Annotated in this window: 13 protein-coding genes; 7 read left to right on the top strand and 6 right to left on the bottom strand. The window is 44.5% G+C overall.

All coding sequences use genetic code 11. The features are described 5' to 3' along the window. Window positions 1-157 precede the first annotated feature (157 nt). From JOE49_RS01635 to JOE49_RS01620, 4 genes are all read right to left on the bottom strand, one after another. Window positions 158-2,698 (bottom strand): ABC transporter permease, encoded by a 2,541-nt coding sequence (locus tag JOE49_RS01635; RefSeq protein ID WP_209940460.1) that lies wholly within the window; start codon window positions 2,696-2,698, stop codon window positions 158-160. Continuing rightward, window positions 2,695-3,372, bottom strand: a complete 678-nt coding sequence (locus JOE49_RS01630; RefSeq protein ID WP_068938268.1) for an ABC transporter ATP-binding protein — start codon at window positions 3,370-3,372, stop codon at window positions 2,695-2,697. The genes JOE49_RS01635 and JOE49_RS01630 overlap by 4 nt, the downstream gene beginning before the upstream one ends. A 108-nt stretch (window positions 3,373-3,480) precedes the next feature. Continuing rightward, on the bottom strand, window positions 3,481-4,398 hold the full coding sequence (locus JOE49_RS01625) for a sensor histidine kinase (RefSeq protein ID WP_068938310.1): 918 nt from the start codon (window positions 4,396-4,398) through the stop codon (window positions 3,481-3,483). Further along, window positions 4,395-5,072, bottom strand: a complete 678-nt coding sequence (locus tag JOE49_RS01620) for a response regulator transcription factor (protein WP_023990358.1) — start codon at window positions 5,070-5,072, stop codon at window positions 4,395-4,397. The genes JOE49_RS01625 and JOE49_RS01620 overlap by 4 nt, the downstream gene beginning before the upstream one ends. Before the next feature lie 328 nt (window positions 5,073-5,400). Here JOE49_RS01620 and JOE49_RS01615 point away from each other — a divergent pair, with 328 nt between their 5' ends. The 7 genes from JOE49_RS01615 (at window position 5,401) to JOE49_RS01585 (ending at window position 11,483) form a co-directional block, all read left to right on the top strand. Next, window positions 5,401-6,354 (top strand): ABC transporter permease, encoded by a 954-nt coding sequence (locus JOE49_RS01615; RefSeq protein ID WP_209940459.1) that lies wholly within the window; start codon window positions 5,401-5,403, stop codon window positions 6,352-6,354. Beyond that, window positions 6,344-7,294, top strand: a complete 951-nt coding sequence (locus tag JOE49_RS01610) for an iron chelate uptake ABC transporter family permease subunit (protein WP_209940458.1) — start codon at window positions 6,344-6,346, stop codon at window positions 7,292-7,294. Before JOE49_RS01615 ends, JOE49_RS01610 begins: the two co-directional genes overlap by 11 nt. Beyond that, window positions 7,288-8,046 carry an iron ABC transporter ATP-binding protein gene (locus JOE49_RS01605; protein ID WP_023990355.1) on the top strand — a complete coding sequence of 253 codons (759 nt, stop codon included), beginning with the start codon at window positions 7,288-7,290 and terminating at the stop codon, window positions 8,044-8,046. Before JOE49_RS01610 ends, JOE49_RS01605 begins: the two co-directional genes overlap by 7 nt. Window positions 8,047-8,058: 12 nt before the next feature. After that, window positions 8,059-9,039, top strand: a complete 981-nt coding sequence (locus tag JOE49_RS01600) for a siderophore ABC transporter substrate-binding protein (RefSeq protein WP_209940457.1) — start codon at window positions 8,059-8,061, stop codon at window positions 9,037-9,039. Window positions 9,040-9,072: 33 nt separating this feature from the next. Continuing rightward, complete coding sequence (locus JOE49_RS01595; protein ID WP_209940456.1) at window positions 9,073-9,816, top strand: alpha/beta hydrolase; 744 nt, start codon at window positions 9,073-9,075, stop codon at window positions 9,814-9,816. Between the two features lie 280 nt (window positions 9,817-10,096). Next, entirely contained in the window at window positions 10,097-11,008 is a 912-nt protein-coding gene (locus tag JOE49_RS01590) for an aldo/keto reductase (protein WP_160789153.1), read from the top strand. Between the two features lie 148 nt (window positions 11,009-11,156). Beyond that, window positions 11,157-11,483, top strand: a complete 327-nt coding sequence (locus JOE49_RS01585; RefSeq protein WP_013312008.1) for a thioredoxin family protein — start codon at window positions 11,157-11,159, stop codon at window positions 11,481-11,483. 129 nt (window positions 11,484-11,612) lie between these two features. Here the strand turns inward: JOE49_RS01585 and bacA are convergent, their stop codons facing one another. Together bacA and JOE49_RS01575 are read right to left on the bottom strand one after the other, a co-directional pair. Further along, window positions 11,613-12,410: an undecaprenyl-diphosphate phosphatase gene (gene bacA / locus JOE49_RS01580; protein ID WP_028541808.1), complete on the bottom strand. Its 798-nt coding sequence runs from the start codon at window positions 12,408-12,410 to the stop codon at window positions 11,613-11,615. A gap of 125 nt (window positions 12,411-12,535) precedes the next feature. Further along, window positions 12,536-13,906, bottom strand: coding sequence for a hemolysin family protein (locus JOE49_RS01575; RefSeq protein WP_028541809.1), 1,371 nt, complete (start codon window positions 13,904-13,906; stop codon window positions 12,536-12,538). Window positions 13,907-13,921 lie beyond the last annotated feature (15 nt).

The raw sequence follows: 13,921 nt of genomic DNA, 5'->3' as shown, positions 1-13,921 counted from the left end.
AAGACGACGGTTCATTCTGTGAATTCAGAATAAACCGTCGTCTTTTTGATTCGTGTTCTTGTTTTTTTCACGAAAGGCTGGTTTTTCGGTGGCCTCGAATTGATCAGGAGTCATCTTTTTATTATTCACACTGGTATTATGGGCTTTCTCGGTAAATCTACTCTGATTCTCGAAGTCGTTCCACAATACTTTGTTTGTCGTTCATAGAATAGACCGCTACTGGAATAATTATCCCAAGCAATAACAGTAAAGGCAATAAGGCTAGAAGTGGCCAGATTATAAAGTGATAGCTCAAAAACCACATCATACTGCTTAGGGGTTTCACAATTGAAATAGAAAATATGATCCCTAATAAAATGGAGAATAGGGCGGTCCCGAATACATAATATAGCCCTTCATAGATCAGCATACCCCGCAATTGCTTTTTGATCATGCCGATACTTTGCAGCATGGCAAACTCCTGACGCCGTGTCAATATACTCGTCAGAATTGCGTTTACAAAGTTGAGGATACCAATTAGGCCGATAATCAGACTGAGCGTGCCACCGATCATCATGATGGTGTTTTGCATACCGGAAAACTCATTCATTGAAGTAAATTTGGATGTGTAGTTCATTACTGGCTCTGTAGTTTCGGTGTAACTTTTTAAAAAGCTCTCCATGGCCTCTTCCTGATCAGGGGATACATTAAAGGCGTAGCTCATCACAGCAGGCTGCTCCGCAAGCGGCTTGTAAATATTCGCTGGAAGATAGAAGTTATACTTACTTGAACGGCGATCAGAATTGGTACTATATTTAATTGCAACATGACCAAGCACTGTGAATGCATGCGTAGTATACTCTCTATCCAGCGGAGCTTCTGCTGCTCCCATATAACTGTGAAGCGTGACCTTTTCACCCACCTTATATAGAGCTTCTTCCATATAGGGGATGTCATGGTCATCTAAATCTACCCCTTCCAATATATACTTACCGGAAGCCAGCTTTTCAAAATCAAGCTCACCGTCTAGTAATCGCAACCGGTGCAGTGGTAAATCTTCCAGCCCATATACTGCCGCAATGAAGTTGCCGCGAGAATCAGTCTCATCGTCCTCATTGGTGTATTTTCCATTCTCGACAGTAAGCACTAATCTGCCGCCGTACAAGCGACCGCCCTCTTCAAAGCCCGGCTGTGTCTGTACAGCCTGAATAAAACTCTCGGAGGTCTCATTTTTAGGGCCGCTAAAATAGGGACGATGAAAATATTCAGCATGAGCAATGAGAAAGTCAGTGTCATTGGATTTGGATACAAACTTATCCATATCAATGCTCTGAGACAGGGTGAACGCCGTGTTAAGAAGTACAAGGCTTAACGAAAGACTGATGACTACCAACACGGTACGCTTTGTATTGCGCCCCAAGTTGGAGCGAGCCATGTGGATCATTTTAGCGCCTTTAGTGGATTTTTTCAGCTTACGGCCACCCTTGGTATTTCCGTCTGTGTATCTTACTGCCTCAACTGGCGAAACAGCTGCCGCAATTCTGCCTGGCTTGAAAGTGCTGATCATTACGGTAATGAGCGCGAACAAAGTCGATCCTATAAAAATCCATGGGTTGGGAGATACCGATACCTCGGTACCAGCAAAAACAGTGTGGTTTATAAGAAGTGGTATGAGTGCTTTACCGACAAAAAAACCTGCTATTAACCCAAACGGGATTCCTATCCCTGAAAGAACTAACGCCTGTCTGCGAATGATCCGGCGGATCTGCTTGCCGCTTGTGCCGATCGTCTTTAAAAGACCATAAAAACGAATATCTCGCATCACCGATATTTGAAAAATGTTATAGATGATCAAATAGCCGGTAAATACGATCAGTATCAGGGCGGAAGTAAGTGCCATGATTGTTCCCGCATCCATACTAAAATTGGTCGAGATATATGACCAATTTACATTATTCGCGATATAGTTCGGTGCATCTTCGTCAAGCGAATACCCGCTTTCGGTAATCACTTTACTGAGCTTTCCCCGCAAATCAAGGCTATTGTCGAACATCATATATGCACTAATGGTTCCTGTATAGAAATGATCTTTTTTATAGGTGCTTTGTAATTCCTTTGCATGAGCATCGACATAGGATCTGGAGGCGAATATTTGTCCTGTGTTAAACACAGGATCGCTTTTCCACCAGCCGGAGAGGATAAAATCACGCTGTACTTCTTTACCTCGTATGTCAAGCTTTAGCCTCAAAGGTGCTCCAACCTCCAGTGGAACACCCAATAGCTGCAACGTCTTGGAATCTGCGATCACTTCATTTTCCGCCGCAGGCTTGTGCCCCTCTTTAAGCTCAATAAAACCAAGCTTCATCCCTACATCATCGTAATACCAGAACTCTGTGTGGCGTTTTAGAAATTTATCGTTCATAACTCCGTCGCTTAATATACGGTTATAAGCTATTTCCTTGATCAACGGATGATCCTTGACATGATTAAATTCGTCATCCGTTATATATTTAAGTATGGCATGACCATCTCCACCGGCCTGTCGCATGGTCGCCCGTTGTAAGCTTTCCACAGCGCCAATCCCCATAGTGAACAGTGTTGTAAATAGCAATGAGGTTAGTGCTATGGCAACAATGGCAATAATGTTACGGGTTTTGTTCACTTTGAAACTCTTATCAGCCAGATTGCGGATTACTTTTTTGTTCTTTACCTTGATCATTTACCTTCACCGCCAACTATTTTACCGTCTTCAATTCGGATGATCCGGTCTGCCATTTGCGCAATTTCCTCGTTGTGGGTAATCATCACTATAGTTTGGCGGAACTGCTGGCTGGATACTTTGATCAACCCCATCACATCCAGACTGGTTTTACTGTCCAGGTTTCCGGTGGGTTCATCTGCTAAGACAATTGCGGGCTTGGCTGCCAGTGCTCTGGCAATGGCTACACGTTGCTGTTGTCCACCGGAAAGATTGTTTGGCAGATTATTCATTTTGTGGTCAAGGCCCAAGGTATGTACAATTTTATCTATGTAAGTTTCGTCCGGTTCTTTACCGTCCAGTTCAATGGGCAGTACAATATTTTCGTAGACATTCAAGACAGGCACCAGGTTGTAATTTTGAAACACGAAGCCAATCTTTCGTCTGCGAAAAATGGTCAATTCTTCGTCTTTCAATGAAAAAATATCTTTGCCGTCAATCGTAACGCTTCCGCTTGTCGGACGATCAAGTCCACCCAGCATATGAAGAAGAGTAGATTTGCCGCTCCCGGACGTACCGACAATGGCGACAAATTCACCGCTTTCCACCTCCAGATTCACGCCGTCTAAGGCATGAACAGCAGTATCCCCATTACCATAATGCTTTTTTAGTGCCTGAGTTTTTAATAGAGCCATATACGTTCTCCTCCACAAAAAAATGTCTGGATCGTAGTCATCTACAGTACAGACATTAACACACTAATCTTTCTACAATCTTTCTGAAATCTAACGGTATTGAAAGAATTAAGTATCCATAGAAAGGAAAATAGAAAAGGTGGAGCCACTGCCGTAGCGTGACCGTACCTTGATGTAACCACCCTCCGCAGCGATGATTTCTCTAGCTAAAAACAGTCCAATACCGACACCTTCCTGCGTGTTTACAGTAGGGGAGCGATAGAAGCGGGTAAAGATATTCCCTTGTTCATCTTCTGCAATCCCTATGCCGTTGTCGGTAATATCAATTCGGCAAAACAAATCGTATGCCATTACTTTTATATTCATGCTTCCGCCTGTCTCTGTATATTTTATGGCGTTATCCATAATGTTATAGACAGCTTCACTCGTCCACTTTAGGTCAAAATAAGCATGGGTAACTGTGTCCTCCATAACAACTGAAATCCCTTTGGCGTCTGCTTTTGGCATCATTTGCTCCAGTGCAGCATCAAGGAGCTTTTGAACAGATTCTCGCCTTGGCGATACCGTGATAATCCCCGTTTCAAGCCGCGATGTTTTCAACAATGCCTGGATAAGAAAGTTAAGCTTTTCGGCCTGTGCAGATAGAGCTTTCACACAAGTGGAGGTATCCTGCGATAGTTCGTATTCGCTAAGTAGTTGGGAATAAAGCAGGATGTTAGCCAATGGTGTTTTCGTTTGGTGTGAAATATCGGAAATCAGCTCATTTATTTTATTCTTTTCGGCAAGCAGATTTTTGGAGGACACGGAACAAATGGAAAGAAACTTCGCAAATTTAGCTTCTATTGCAGAGAGAACGGATTCATCAAAGACATCCTCCGAGAAGCTGCCATTTATCGCGGCATCCAGCATGTTCTCAATGGTTTTCATTGTTTTATGGATGCTCCTGCGATAAAGCATAATAGCACACACAGCGGTGCATACAGCAACAACGGCAATTCCAATACATATATAGAGGAGTGTTGTCATTTCAACGCCCATGTGTAGCCCAGCCCATAAACCGTCTTAATGTATAGAGGAGAAGAGGGGGAATCCTCTAATTTATCCCGTAGCCTTTTTACTGTAACAGACAATGCGTTTTCACCTACATACTCAGCTCCATCAGTCCAGATGCTATCTATCAAATGATCGCGCGAAACGGTGTTGCCTCGATTATCGACTAGGATACGCAACAATTTTTGCTCAGTTTTACTTAGTTCAATAGGTGTACCATTCTTAATAAATTCCATTCTCTCGAATGAAAAAGAAAAATTGTCTAGCTGAATGGAGTCTGCAAGCGAGTATCTGGATTTCTTTAGCTGAACGCCAACTCTTGCTCTCAGTACCATAAGACTGAAAGGCTTGGTTATATAATCGTCAGCACCCAGCTCAAAACCAGTGACGACATCTGTTTCCATATCATTCGCAGTCAGAACGATGACTGGTAAAGTTGTTCTTTTTCGTATATGGGTTAACAGATCGAGTCCACTTCCATCCGGCAAATTTACATCAAGAATCACTAGGTCAAAGGCGGTAACGTTCAATTGTTCTTTTGCAGTAGCTATGTCATACATTTGCGTAAATACGTTGTTAGGTTCTTTAAGGGCAAGAACAATACCGTTACTCAAGGCGATATCGTCCTCGATGATTAATATGTGATTCATCATTCTCCTCCTATTTTTTTACTAACCAAAGTTAATGAACTCGGTTTCCAGAACTGCTCACCATAAACATAAAAAAGGGCTCCCAAACTCTCTATTTCCAGTTTACCGGATTTTACTCTTATTTGCTCCTTGGGTTGTCCAGGTGGGGTGTCGAGAAAGTTCTCTGCAGCTTTTTTGTCCAGCTTTAAAACCTCATCACATTGACAGATACGGTATGACTGATATAATTTATGCTAGTTGATTTTGATAATCATTATCATTATTGGAGGGGAGGACAGGGCCGAAGCTTGGTACAGGTTGTTGGAGAACAGGCTCCCTTGGTTAGAACATGAAATTGCGTTATTTAATACTGGCTTTTCTGGTACTGGCCTTCGCCTCGGTTTTTATCGGTGTTCATGATGTAACTCCACTTGATGTGTTCCACTTAACCAACGATCAGGCGCAGGTACTCCTGATTAGCAGATTCCCACGATTGATCAGTATCATTATCGCAGGGGCGAGTATGAGTATCTGTGGGCTCATTATGCAGCAGCTTACCCGGAACCGATTTGTATCTCCCACCACTGCAGGGACGATGGATGCGGCACGATTGGGTGTGCTGATGGCTATTATGGTGTTTGGAGCAGCAGGATTTTGGACGAAGATGCTGACGGCTTTCGGATTTGCTCTAGGGGGAACACTGATTTTCATGAAAATACTGGATAAAATCCGTTTCAAGGACCCGGTATTTATCCCGCTTGTCGGTTTGATGTTTGGAGGCATTTTAAATTCGGTAACGACCTTTTTTGCTTACAAATACAATCTGATCCAGGGCATTTCTTCGTGGATGCAGGGAGACTTTTCTCTAATCATGAGTGGTCGCTACGAGATGCTATATCTTAGTATTCCTTTGGTTGCGTTGGCGTACATATATGCGAATCGTTTTACAATTGCAGGCATGGGTGAGGATTTTGCGGTCAACTTGGGTGTACATTACAAGCGCACCGTCAATGTTGGTTTGGTGATCGTGGCTTTGGTTTCCTCTGTTGTCATCTTAACGGTCGGGACGATTCCCTTTTTGGGGCTGGTTGTACCCAATCTGGTCAGTATGTACATGGGGGATAATCTGAAAAAAAGCCTGGCCCATACAGCGATCTTGGGCGCCGTCTTTGTGCTGTTTTGCGACATTTTGGGACGGGTGATCATTTATCCGTATGAAATTTCTGTAGGGCTTACGGTTGGTGTGATCGGGAGCGCGTTGTTCTTGTATTTGCTGCTGAGGAGAAGGGCTTATGAATCCTAAATTAAAAATCGGAATATTAGCCGCTGCCGCGCTTGTGTTGATTGCTGCTTTCGTGTTTATAGATCTTCCGCATACCTGGCATTACGCGCTGCCACGACGATTGAAAAAGATCGCAGCCTTCATTCTGACAGGTGGCTCCATTGCTTTTGCAACCGTTATTTTCCAGACGGTTACGAATAATAAGATTTTGACTCCCGGTATTATCGGACTGGATTCACTGTATATGCTGATTCAGACGACGATTATTTTTGCATTTGGTTCCGTCCCTTTCATTTCGACCAGCAAAGAATTGAACTTTTTGATATCGGTGGGGCTGATGGTGCTGTTCGCAGGACTGCTATACAAATTAATTTTCCGCAAAGATGGACGCGGGATTTATGTACTTTTGCTGATTGGTCTGGTGTTCGGCACACTATTCAACAGTCTGTCTACCTTTATGGAGGTACTGATTGATCCGAACGAATTTGCGAAAATTCAGGACAAGAGCTTTGCTAGCTTCAGCAACGTAAATACCGAGCTGTTGTGGCTTTCTGTATTCATTCTTGTGCTCGTATTTGCTTATGCGTGGAGATTCATCAAGTATCTGGACGTGCTGTCGCTCGGACGGGAGCATGCGATTAACCTGGGTCTTCCTTATGGTTTTATCATTAAAAGGCTGCTGGTAATCGTAGCGATTCTTATTTCCATTTCTACAGCGCTTGTCGGGCCGATTACGTTTCTCGGATTAATTGTGGCCAATGTGGCTTATCAGGTGATGAAAACCTATCAGCATCGTTATATTATTCCGGCCTCTATTTGTGTCAGTGTCATTGCGTTGGCAGGATGCCAACTGCTGGCAGAAAGAGTATTCGACTTATCGACAACGGTCAGCGTCATTATTAACTTTATCGGGGGGGTGTACTTCCTGTACCTTTTGCTACGGGAGAATAAATCATGGTAGAAGTCAAAAACGTATTCAAACGCTACGGGAATAAAAATGTGGTGGATCAGGTATCCGTCACTGTACCTAAAGGCACGATTACCTCCTTTATTGGACCTAACGGCGCTGGAAAAAGCACTTTGTTGTCGATGATTAGTCGCCTGACTGACAGTGATGAGGGAGAAATCCTCATTGACGGACAGGCCGTGAGCCTGACGAAAAGTGAGGAGCTAGCCCGGAAGATATCTATTTTAAAACAGACCAACGATGTCAATATCCGCTTAACCGTGAAGGAGCTGGTTAGCTTCGGCCGTTTTCCGTATTCCAAGGGCAGATTGAACAGCGAAGATCGCAAAATGGTGGAGCAGTCTATGGCTTACATGGGACTGGAGGATATGAAAGATAAGCATATTGATTTGCTTAGTGGGGGACAGCGACAGCGGGCTTTTATTGCCATGATTCTGGCTCAGGACACAGAATACATCCTGCTGGATGAGCCGCTGAACAATCTGGATATGAAGCATTCGGTTCAGATTATGAAGACGTTGCGCGGTTTGGTGGATGATCTGGGCAAAACGATTCTGGTCGTGTTGCATGACATTAATTTTGCCTCCTGCTATTCAGACTATATTGTAGGGATGAAGGATGGCAGGTTGCTAAAACAAGGAACGGCTGACGAGATGATTGATAGTCAGGTATTAAAGGACTTGTACGACATGGATATTCCGATTCAACAGATCGGTGACCATAAAATTTGCGTTTATTTCACTTAGGGGGAATGTTAAATGAAGAAAAATATGATGTTTTTAACGCTGATGCTTGCGTTGGTACTGATTGTGTCAGCCTGTGGCAAAGCAGCTCCGGCAACACAGGAAGCGACTGAAAACGGCTCCTCTGCTGCAACAACGGAATCCAAAACCATCTCGGTCAAACACGCACTGGATGAAAAACCAGTCCAAGTCAAAGTTAATCCAAAAAATGTCGTTGTCTTTGATTTCGGTTCATTGGATACGCTGGATAAGCTGGGTGTTGACGTTGCGGCAGTAGCGCAGCAGGATCTTCCTACGTATTTGAGCAAATATAAAGATTCCAAATATGCAAGTGCGGGCACGCTGTTTGAACCGGATTACGAGAAAATCAGTGATCTGTCTCCTGAACTCATCATCATCGGCGGCAGACAAGCTGATGCATATAAAGAGTTGAGCAAAATCGCACCGACCATTTCGATGGCTGTAGACACCAAGGATTATATCAATTCCTTTAAGAAAAACGTTGAAACATTGGGTCAAATCTTCGACAAAGAGGATGCTGCCAAGCAGGAACTGGCTGCGATTGATAGCTCCATCAAGGCCGTACATGACAAGGCTGTAGCGAGCAAAGCTAAAGGACTGATCGTGCTGACGAATGAAGGAAGCCTGAGCGCATATGGCTCACAATCCCGCTTCGGTATCATTCATGATGCTTTTGGCGTAACCCCTGTAGATCCGGGCATTAAAGTATCCACGCATGGACAAAAGGTTTCTTTTGAATATGTGCAGCAAAAAAATCCGGATTATATTTTTGTTGTTGACCGTGGGGCTGTGGTGGTCGAGGAAGGCAAGGAACAGGTTACAGGTAAACAAACCATTGAGAATGAACTGGTGAAGAAAACCAATGCATTTAAAAACGGTCATATTGTATACCTTGATCCTAACTACTGGTACCTGTCAGGTAATGGTCTGGAATCCGTATCTGAAATGATCAAGGAAATGGATGCTGCACTGTAATGAATACATTCACATCATGGGGGACTGTGTAGGATGAAAGGTCATGTAGATGAAATTCCATTAGATGGGTACCTTGTGCACGTCTATACACCTCCCGTCTTCGTGAGTCATAATGAGCTGTATCCTGTGCTGTATGTGCAGGATGGTAGCTCTTTATTTCTAAGCGGGTTGGATGAGCTGGAAAGAGGTTTTTCTACAGGAGAGTTGCCCCGTGTCGTGCTGGTAGGTATTCAGCCCGTAAATCGGCTGGATGATTATACGCCTTGGAAGGCAGCTGCTTTAGTAGAAGGAAGACCTGCTTTTGGCGGTGGCGGAGATGCCTATCTGGCGTTTGTGGTTACAAAAGTAATGCCGTACGTCGAGGGGAGATATCCGGTAAAAACCGGACCGGAGCATACGGGAATCATCGGCGCCTCATTGGGCGGATTAATTTCCATGTATGCCGTCTTCAAGTATAAGGACATATTCGGACGCGTCGGTTCCATCTCAGGCTCGTATTGGTATCCGGGTATGATTGGTTATATGCAATCTGCATCTTGTGCAACTGTGAGGGATGGGATACATCGCTTTTATATATCTGTCGGGACCCGTGAAGGTGAAGGGAAGACGAATGTACAAAAAGATATGGTTCCGCTGACCCTCCAGGCACACGAGGTGCTGCGGACACAGGGACTGGATGCAAAAGATGTGCTCCTTGAGTTGGATCAGGATGCGGTGCATCGTGTGGATTGTTTTCAGCGTCAATTTCCTAAGGCCGTCCGATGGCTGTTCGGATAGCATGAATGGAATACGAATTTCATACAACAACCTCAAAGGATTGGAGAGCGTGGAGTCTCTATGCCTTTGGGGTTGTTTTTTTTGTATATTTTTTTTCGTATAATAGAATCAATTTCATAATACCTTCAGTAGCTTTAATAAAGAGTACATATAGATCAAAATGGTTTAATTTGTCTATATGAGGTATACATTTCGTTAGTTTAATCATTTATGAAATTGATTCAATAGAGAAATATTAAAAGTTTAAAGTTATACGTTGTTGGAAGTGAGGGGTGCATAAATGAAAAAAAACCGCCTGGGATCATCGGATTTGCTGGTAGGTGAAATTGGTTTGGGATGTATGTCGGTCGGTACGGAGGAGCAGCAAGGTGTTTACTTGATTCATGAAGCGCTAGACAGGGGCGTAAACCTGTTGGATACAGCCGATTTGTACCAGCACGGGCGCAATGAAGAAATTGTGGGGACAGCAATCCGTGGACGGCGGCAGGAGGTCATCCTGGCGACCAAGGTCGGCAATCGGCGTATACCGGGACAGGAGGGCTGGGGATGGGATCCGTCCAAGGAATATATCCTGTCTGCTGTTAAAGAGAGCCTGCGCCGCCTTGGAACGGACTACATCGACCTGTATCAGCTGCACGGAGGGACGATTGACGATCCGATTGACGAAACCGTAGAGGCTTTTGAGCAACTACAGCGGGAGGGCGTTATTCGTTACTATGGTATTTCCTCCATTCGCCCTCATGTCATCCGTGAATATGTTGAACGTTCGAATATCGTTAGTGTTATGAATCAGTATAGTTTACTGGATCGGCGTGCAGAGGAAGAGGTACTGTCTTTGCTTCAGGAGCGGGGAATTAGCGTGATTGCACGTGGGCCAGTGGCCAGTGGTGTATTGGCTGAAGAGGGGGAAGGGAAGATAGCCAAGGGATATCTGGACTACAATGAAGCAGAGCTGCTGGACGTGCGTAAGCAATTAAAGGCATTTGCAGGGGCGGACCGTAGTATGGGTCAGACAGCGATCCGTTATAGCCTGTCTCATCCGACTGTCGCTGCTGTGATCCCGGGTGCAAGCTCTTTGGGACAATTGGAGCATAATATTTCTGCTGCGGATATTGCACCGCTAACCAGGCAAGAGCGGCAGACGCTACAGCAAATCAGCCGAGCCAATCGGTATGATGCGCAATATCGCTAATCCGAGCAAGTATAGGACAAGTGTCAAACATGTACCCGTCCCAGTTGCAATTTATAAAAGAATCATTACAATATAGGAATAAGCCTCGGTTTATAATTCATATGTGAATATGGAGACGTTATAAATACACTCTAGGAGGGACCAACGAATGGAACGCATCGAATCTCAGCAGCAATATCAGGATTTAATTAATGGTGACGGTCTGACTGTCGTGAAATTTGATACAACCTGGTGTCCGGATTGCAAGACACTGGATAAATTTATGGACGGCATTATTGAAGAAAACGCAGATAAGCGTTTCTTTGCGCTTGATGCGGAGAAATTCCAGCCGATTGCCGAAGAAAATCAAGTGCGCGGCATTCCGAGTCTGCTCGTGTTCCGTAATGGAGAAAAAATTGCTCATTTGCACAGCAAATACGCTAAAACGCCAGCTCAAATCTCGGAATATTTGACTACGCTGGAATCCAAACAATAATCAGAACGCATGATAGGGATAGTTCCAGACTATCTTTCCTTTCAGCAAAATAGTAAAAGGGATATCCAAGGCTGATCATTCAGACCCTATGGATATCCCTTTTTTTATTTATTGGTACCAAACGATGGCTTATAAAATAATGAAAAAGAACACAGCCGCCAGCACGAAGCGGTAAATGGCGAACGTAGTCAGGCTCAAGCGTTTGAGCAGACCGAGGAATGTTTTGATCGCCAGCATCCCGACGATAAAGGCAGTAATAAAGCCGGCCGCGAACACTGGGAAATCACTCATAGACAGATGATCCATACTTTTGATCATATCAATACCCGATGCACCCAGCATGACCGGAACCGATACGAGGAATGTAAATTCCGCGGCTGCCGTATGGCTTACACGTGCGAATAGGCCCCCAGACATGGTTGAGCCTGAACGGGAGAAGCCTGGCCACAGAGCTAGGACTTGGAACACACCGATCGTAAAAGCCTGTTTGTACGTGATCTCATCCAACGTATGTGATCTAATGGGCGGATGGAATTTCTCAGCCGCAATCATCAACAGGCCTCCGATGACCAAACTGTAGAGAACCGTTTCAGGACCAAACAGGTATTGCTTGATTACATCACGGAACAGTACGCCAATCAAGCCTGCAGGGATCATGGCTAAAATAATATGTAACAGGTTTAGACGTGGCTGACTCGAGATTTTGCGTCTGAAATCAAACAGGCTCAGGAATCTGCGCCAGTATAATACGACGACTGCCAGCACAGCACCTAATTGTACGATAACCTCAAACGTTTTGACCGTATCATTCTCTGTGTTTAATCCTAGAAGATTAGCCGTAAGGATCATGTGACCCGTCGAAGAGACCGGCAAAAACTCTGTCAGTCCTTCAATAATTCCCATAATAATAGAAGATAAAATATCCACTTTACTAGCTCCTCCTTACACGCGTGCAGGGCAAACGACCTAAGCCGTTTGCCCTGGGAATATGTCATTTCAGTAGGAGTGAACACAAGTGTCAAGTGCAAAGATAAACGCTCAGGTCACACGGTTCACTCCCGGGAAGAAGTGTCCGATTCTGCTTCCAATTCAGATGCGGGGGATGTGTGGTGTAAAATAATCTCCACCCGACGAATACGATTTTTACCCATTTCACGAATGATAAATTTCACATTCTCTTCTATGAATTCCTTGCCCTGTCTAGGTTCCGGAACCCGGCTATACACCCACCCTCCGACAGTATCCACGTCTTCATCGTCCAATGTCAAGCCCGTCAGATCACTCAGATCGGAAAGCATCACTTTACCATCCATCAAATAACTGTTCTCCGTCAGTTTCTCGATTTCCTTCCGTTCATCCTTATCAAATTCGTCCCGAATTTCGCCAACAATCTCCTCCAAAATGTCCTCAATGGTAATGAGGCCGGAGGTTCCACCGTATTCATCGACCAGGAGAGCGATATGAACCTGCTCCTTCTGCATACGTTTCAGCAGTGTGTTGACGGGGATAACTTCCGGAACGGTCAAGATCGGTTGAATCAGACTGTCGAAAACAAGCTCTGGATTGCGATCATACTCAAGGAATAGCTGTTTGGTATTAATCATACCAATGATCTGATCCTTGCTGTCTGTCGCCACCGGAAAACGGGTATACTGCTCTTCGTGAATAGTCAGCATGTTTTCTTGTAGCGAGCGATTCGTAAACAAGCATACCATATCTGTACGTGGTACCATAATTTCTTTGGCAACGGTCTCGTCAAAAGCAAAGATACGATTTACGTAGCCATATTCGGTGTTATTGATCTTACCACTTTCCACGCTTTCGGACAAAATGATCTGAATTTCTTCCTGAGAGTGCGCTTCTTCATGCTCACTAGCCGGTTGAAGACCAAACAGACGAACCAGACGATTGGCCGAGCCGTTAAGGAGCCAAATAAACGGATACATAATCCGATTAAACCACACGATCACTGGGGAGGTTAACAGACTGACAGCTTCCGCTTTGCGGATCGCCAATGTTTTGGGAGCCAGTTCGCCGATCACCACGTGCAGGTAAGTTACAATGACGAATGAAATAATAAAGGCCAGGATATGTGAAAAATCCCCATTGATGTTGAGCTGTTGAAAGAGAGGCTCCAGCAATTTGACTACGGTCGGTTCACCGAGCCAGCCGAGTCCCAACGCTGTAATCGTAATACCAAGCTGACAGGCGGACAGGTAGCCGTCCAGATTATTGACGACTTTTTGTAGCGCCAGTGCGTTTTTACGGTTCTCCACGACCAGCTGATCGACCCGGCTGGAACGGATTTTAATAATCGCAAACTCGGTAGCCACGAAAAAAGCACTAAATAAAATCAACACCGCAAACAAAAATAGACTGACACCTATACCCATATAATTTTCACTCATCCCTTTTTCGTTCAATTTTTTAAGGAACTC

The sequence above is a fragment of the Paenibacillus sp. PvR133 genome (genome assembly GCF_017833155.1).
In the GTDB taxonomy this organism is placed as follows: Bacteria; Bacillota; Bacilli; order Paenibacillales; family Paenibacillaceae; genus Paenibacillus; species Paenibacillus polymyxa_B.
The sequence above is the reverse complement of the archived record's forward strand: the minus strand, read 5'-3'. Positions and strand labels throughout refer to the sequence as shown.

What these genes read in the sequence shown, in the direction of transcription:
- JOE49_RS01635 (WP_209940460.1), bottom strand. Translation starts at nt 2,698, where the DNA reads ATGATCAAGGTAAAGAACAAAAAAGTAATCCGCAATCTGGCTGATAAG.
- JOE49_RS01630 (WP_068938268.1), bottom strand. Translation starts at nt 3,372, where the DNA reads ATGGCTCTATTAAAAACTCAGGCACTAAAAAAGCATTATGGTAATGGG.
- JOE49_RS01625 (WP_068938310.1), bottom strand. Translation starts at nt 4,398, where the DNA reads ATGACAACACTCCTCTATATATGTATTGGAATTGCCGTTGTTGCTGTA.
- JOE49_RS01620 (WP_023990358.1), bottom strand. Translation starts at nt 5,072, where the DNA reads ATGAATCACATATTAATCATCGAGGACGATATCGCCTTGAGTAACGGT.
- JOE49_RS01615 (WP_209940459.1), top strand. Translation starts at nt 5,401, where the DNA reads ATGAAATTGCGTTATTTAATACTGGCTTTTCTGGTACTGGCCTTCGCC.
- JOE49_RS01610 (WP_209940458.1), top strand. Translation starts at nt 6,344, where the DNA reads ATGAATCCTAAATTAAAAATCGGAATATTAGCCGCTGCCGCGCTTGTG.
- JOE49_RS01605 (WP_023990355.1), top strand. Translation starts at nt 7,288, where the DNA reads ATGGTAGAAGTCAAAAACGTATTCAAACGCTACGGGAATAAAAATGTG.
- JOE49_RS01600 (WP_209940457.1), top strand. Translation starts at nt 8,059, where the DNA reads ATGAAGAAAAATATGATGTTTTTAACGCTGATGCTTGCGTTGGTACTG.
- JOE49_RS01595 (WP_209940456.1), top strand. Translation starts at nt 9,073, where the DNA reads ATGAAAGGTCATGTAGATGAAATTCCATTAGATGGGTACCTTGTGCAC.
- JOE49_RS01590 (WP_160789153.1), top strand. Translation starts at nt 10,097, where the DNA reads ATGAAAAAAAACCGCCTGGGATCATCGGATTTGCTGGTAGGTGAAATT.
- JOE49_RS01585 (WP_013312008.1), top strand. Translation starts at nt 11,157, where the DNA reads ATGGAACGCATCGAATCTCAGCAGCAATATCAGGATTTAATTAATGGT.